General features: G+C 60.4%; 5 protein-coding genes. All 5 read left to right on the forward strand.

The window, feature by feature from the left end; all coding sequences use genetic code 11:
* The first annotated feature begins 143 nt into the window (after nucleotides 1-143).
* The 5 genes from JC607_RS25105 to JC607_RS25125 all read left to right on the forward strand — a co-directional run bounded on the left by JC607_RS25105 (nucleotide 144) and on the right by JC607_RS25125 (nucleotide 2,558).
* Entirely contained in the window at nucleotides 144-434 is a 291-nt protein-coding gene (locus JC607_RS25105; protein ID WP_198839433.1) for a hypothetical protein, read from the forward strand.
* Complete coding sequence (locus tag JC607_RS25110) at nucleotides 427-867, forward strand: regulatory protein GemA (RefSeq protein WP_198839434.1); 441 nt, start codon at nucleotides 427-429, stop codon at nucleotides 865-867. Before JC607_RS25105 ends, JC607_RS25110 begins: the two co-directional genes overlap by 8 nt.
* 355 nt (nucleotides 868-1,222) lie before the next feature.
* On the forward strand, nucleotides 1,223-1,711 hold the full coding sequence (locus tag JC607_RS25115; RefSeq protein WP_198839435.1) for a LuxR C-terminal-related transcriptional regulator: 489 nt from the start codon (nucleotides 1,223-1,225) through the stop codon (nucleotides 1,709-1,711).
* A 122-nt stretch (nucleotides 1,712-1,833) separates the two neighbouring features.
* Nucleotides 1,834-2,028 carry a hypothetical protein gene (locus JC607_RS25120; protein WP_198839436.1) on the forward strand — a complete coding sequence of 65 codons (195 nt, stop codon included), beginning with the start codon at nucleotides 1,834-1,836 and terminating at the stop codon, nucleotides 2,026-2,028.
* Nucleotides 2,025-2,558, forward strand: a complete 534-nt coding sequence (locus tag JC607_RS25125) for a major capsid protein (protein ID WP_198839437.1) — start codon at nucleotides 2,025-2,027, stop codon at nucleotides 2,556-2,558. The genes JC607_RS25120 and JC607_RS25125 overlap by 4 nt, the downstream gene beginning before the upstream one ends.
* The last annotated feature ends 17 nt before the right edge of the window (nucleotides 2,559-2,575 follow it).

Here is a 2,575-nt window from a genome sequence, read left to right on the forward strand (position 1 = left end):
AACCCGAAGCGCAAGCATGCGAGGAACGGGATGCTGTCGCCCGCCGAGTTTGAACAAGAGCAGATGATGAGACGTGAAGGCGTCTAAGAAACTCGGGGCTATTCATTCCCGAGCTTCTGGAAACCATGCACACGGGCATCAGCATGTTGGAGGCCTTCGGCTCCATGCTGGGCTATACACTGGGTTCCGGTGACAGTGTTCCCGACATCAGCTGGGGTGCGGAAAGCATCATCCGGCAGCAATGTCAGGATTTCGAGTTCATCCGGACCGCCCTTCGCAGCCGGTTCGAGGCGCTCCGGGATGGCACTATTCGCGTCAAGGGTATCAACGAGGTCGCGAAGATCATGGCGCTCTCGCCCGACAAGGTGGCGCAGGTGCTGCAATTTGCTGTCGGGATCAATGCCCGCCCGAAAAAGGTCGCGGCCCATGGCTGATGCCCTCACCCCCAAACACGTCGCCATCATCCGGGTCGCCAAAGAGCAGGTCGGCATGTCGGAGGGCGATTATCGCGCCATCCTGTCCCGCCTGACTGGTCAGGAAACCGCGAAGGCGCTCAATCCTGACACCTTCAAGCGGCTGATGGCGCATTTCGAGACGATGGGCTTTCGATCCACCGCCATGAAGAAGGATGCGCGGCGCAAGCCCGGCAAGGCATCGGAAGCCCAGATACGCAAGATCAGCCAGCTTTGGGCCGAATTCACCGATGGCACAGGCACAGATACCGGCCTGCGCCATTGGCTGGAGAAACGCGGTTACGGCAGCAGCGTCACCTGGCTGGAAAGCGATGCCGTCCGGAAGGTGATCGCAGCCTTGATGAACATGGTTGACCGCAAGCAGGTCAAGGATGCGCGGCACGGGTGCTCGTGACGCGCCACCGGATAGCTTGTGAGGGCACACACCGCCTCAGCACACCGGCTCCGTCTGCATATCATAGACTTCTTGTCGAGAGAACCAGGGCGGCGTGCAACCTGAGGGTATCGCCGTCCCGTCACGTATGAGGGCGGATGGCACTGAGGAACCATCCGCCCTCTGGCGTCTTCGACCGCAGCGGAAAAGGCAACTCCTGCGGTGATCAACACCTGCAACTGCAACGCGCAGGCCCATAGCCCCGAAAGGCAGGGCCATTGCAGCACAGCCGCTCCCGGTATTCGGCCCGGACAAATGTCCGAACCAAACCAGAAACAGCCGGAAATAATCTCCGGGCTAAAGGGGAATACGCCGGATGGAACATCCGGCGTGTCTGGTCAGGTTGCAAGGAAACTCCATGGGGCACCTTTTTGAAAAAGGCGAAACTGCCGATATCGACGACAGCACATGGGTGAACATCCATCGTGTGCTTGGCAACGAAACTGCAAGGCGGTTCCGGCGCGCTCTGGCAGGCAAGGATATCCGCGTCCCGTTCCAGGAGCGGTCCCTGCATAACGACCATTTCCTTGTGCTTGCGATTGGGGCGGAGGCCGCCCGCACCCTCGTCAGGGAGTTTGGCGGCATCAAAATGTATGTCAGCCGAGGCGAGAACGTCCGCGAAAGACGCGTGCTTACCCTGGCTGAAAAAGGCCTGACCAACGCTCAGATCGCGGAAGCTCTGGAAATCTCGGAACGGCATGTCCGCACCACTCTGGGCCTCATGGGGGTGCGAAACCCCAACCGCAGCCCCCGCAAGCCCCTCCGAATCTGCGGCATAAGCCCCACTCTGATCGCCGTCGAATAGGCCAGTGCGGCGATCCTGACAGGGGGCTGACAGGGCAAGTCGCCATTCCGGCACCCCTGCCAGCCCATCAACCCCGAGACGCGCCCCAGAGGCGAAAAATCCAACCCAAGGAAACAGGCAAAATGTCAGCTTTGAATATCCACCGTTCCCGCGTGATTGATCCGGTTCTTTCCGGCATCGCGCAGGGCTATCGCCATGTGCAGCGCATCGGCCATGTGCTGTTCCCCGCCGTTCCCGTGTTGCAACGCGGCGGCAAGGTGATCGAGTTCGGGCTTGAAGCCTTCTATGATTACAAGGCGATCCGGGGGCCGATGTGAAGAACATCCAGTTCGGCTATGAGGGCAAGCCCTTCGCGCTGGATCAATACACGCTGGATGCGCCGGTGCCGCGCGAGTTCATCCAGGACGCCCAGACCGTGCCGGGGATCGACCTTGGCAAGCGGGCCGTGAATACCGTCATGGACTCGCTCACCCTCTCGCTTGAGGTCGAGCAGGCGAAGCTGGCGACCGATCCGGCGAATTATGGCGCAGGCAACAAACCGGCTCTGGTCACGGATGATTGCTGGAACAAGCCGAACAGCGATCCGCTTGGCGATATCGAGACCGCCAAGGAAAAGCTCCGCTGCACCTGCGGCGTGGACCCGAACCGTATGGCGATCAGCGGCGCAGGCTTCCGGGCTCTGAAACACCATCCGAAGATTGCCGAGCGGTTCAAATACACGACCGCCGAAAGCGTCACTGCGAAGATGCTGGCCGGTCTGTTCGAGCTTGAGGAACTGGCGGTCGGCAAAGCCGTGTTTGCCGATCCTCTGAGCTACTCGCCGATGTTTGGACAGCATTCCGGGTGAGTTAAGCTACTGCCTGC

Source organism: Paracoccus sp. IB05 (assembly GCF_016405985.1).
Classification (GTDB): domain Bacteria; phylum Pseudomonadota; class Alphaproteobacteria; order Rhodobacterales; family Rhodobacteraceae; genus Pseudogemmobacter.